Annotated in this window: 2 protein-coding genes; one reads left to right on the top strand and one right to left on the bottom strand. The window is 57.8% G+C overall.

Annotated features, from left to right (window positions below; genetic code table 11):
• Positions 1 to 64: 64 nt before the first annotated feature.
• Positions 65 to 460 (bottom strand): IS200/IS605 family transposase, encoded by a 396-nt coding sequence (gene tnpA, locus PSOLE_RS23320; protein ID WP_020308205.1) that lies wholly within the window; start codon positions 458 to 460, stop codon positions 65 to 67.
• A 65-nt stretch (positions 461 to 525) separates the two neighbouring features.
• On the opposite strand from tnpA, the gene PSOLE_RS23315 reads away from it, so the two are divergent.
• On the top strand, positions 526 to 1,672 hold a 1,147-nt coding region (locus PSOLE_RS23315; RefSeq protein WP_088339364.1), incomplete at its 3' end, for an RNA-guided endonuclease InsQ/TnpB family protein.

Below are 1,672 nucleotides of genomic sequence, written 5' to 3'. Positions count from 1 at the left end.
CCATCGTGCTCTCCCGCAGGGCACCCACACCGAAGGAGGTGTGGGGTGAATGCGGCGCAGGGCATCAGCCCTGCTGATTCTGTATGTAAGCCTTGATCACATCCAGCGAAGCGCCACCACACGACGAGACAAAGTAAGCCCGGCTCCAGAGTACCGGCTTTGAATACGCTCCCGCCAGATCAGCAAACTCTTGACGCAGGCGGCGTGATGTAACGGCTTTCAGTGAGTTGATCAGCTTGGACAATTGCACGGTCGGCGGGTAATTCACCAATAGATGAACGTGATCCGCTTCGCCGTTGCATTCTTCGAGCGTTGCATCGGCCTCATGGCAGACCTGGCGGGCGGCAACAGCAAAGGACTGGTGATGCAGATCAGCCAATATCTTGCGCCGGTATTTGGTCACGAAAACTATATGGGCATGGAGCAAATACGCCGCATGGCGGCTTTTTTTGTACTGCACACTGATTACCTATTTGTGGTTATGCATTAGAATATACGCGCATCCTAGAGGAACGCACTGATAACATGATCATCCGCCAGGGCTTCAAATACCGACTGGACACCAGCGAGGCGCAGAGCGCCCGCTTGCGTGTGCTGTGCGGTCACGCCCGGTTCGTTTGGAACCACGCCCTGGCGCAGTGCAATGAGGCGCTGGCCACCGAAGGTCAGTATGTGCCGCGCTACGAAACCATGGCCAAGTGGGTCACCGCCTGGAAGCGCAGCCCAGATACCGAGTGGCTGAAAGACGCCTACACCGACAACTTGCAGCAAAAGCTCAAAGACCTCGACACCGCCTGGCAGCGTTACTTCAAGAAGGTCGCCGACGCCGGCAGGCCGCAATTCAAGAAGAAAGGGCGATGCCGCGACAGCGTGCGCTTCGTCAATTTCGCCAAATACTGCGCCGTGGACGGCAATCGGGTAAAACTCCCAGCCGGCATCGGCTGGGTCAAGTTCCGCCAGTCCCGCGCCATCCTGGGCGAAGTGAAGAACTGCACCGTGGGGTTTGATGCGGGTCACTGGTTTATCAGCTTCCAGACCGAGCGCGAAGTTGAAATCCCGCTGCCAAAAGCAACAGGCGCTGTCGGCATCGACATGGGCATTCAGCGCTTTGTCACCCTCTCCGATGGAACCTATTGCGAGCCGCTGCACAGCTTCAAACGCCACCAGGAACAGCTGGCGAAAGCCCAACGGCAAATGAGCCGCAAAACCAAATTCAGCAACAACTGGAAGAAGGCCAAGGCCCGCGTCCAGCGCATCAATCACCGTATCGCCAACGTGCGCCGCGATTACCTGCACAAGGCTTCAACGACCATCAGCAAAAAACACGCGATGGTCTGTATCGAAGACTTGCAGGTCAGCAACATGAGCGCATCTGCTGCCGGTACGGCTGAGCAACCAGGCCGCAATGTGAAAGCCAAGTCCGGCCTTAACAAAGCGATCCTGGACCAGGGATGGTATGAGTTTCGCCGCCAGCTGGATTACAAGCTGGCCTGGAACGGTGGCTGGCTGATTGCAGTACCCGCCCACAACACCAGCCGCACCTGTCCGTGCTGTGGTCACGTCAGCGCAGACAACCGCAAGACCCAGGCACAGTTCCTGTGCGTGCAGTGCGGCTATGCGAACAACGCTGACGTGGTGGGCGCAATCAACGTGCTTCGCCGTGGTGAGGCAC

Origin of the sequence: Pseudomonas oleovorans subsp. oleovorans (assembly GCF_002197815.1) — a bacterium.
In the GTDB taxonomy this organism is placed as follows: Bacteria; Pseudomonadota; Gammaproteobacteria; order Pseudomonadales; family Pseudomonadaceae; genus Aquipseudomonas; species Aquipseudomonas oleovorans.
This window is presented reverse-complemented; position numbering and strand designations above follow the sequence as displayed.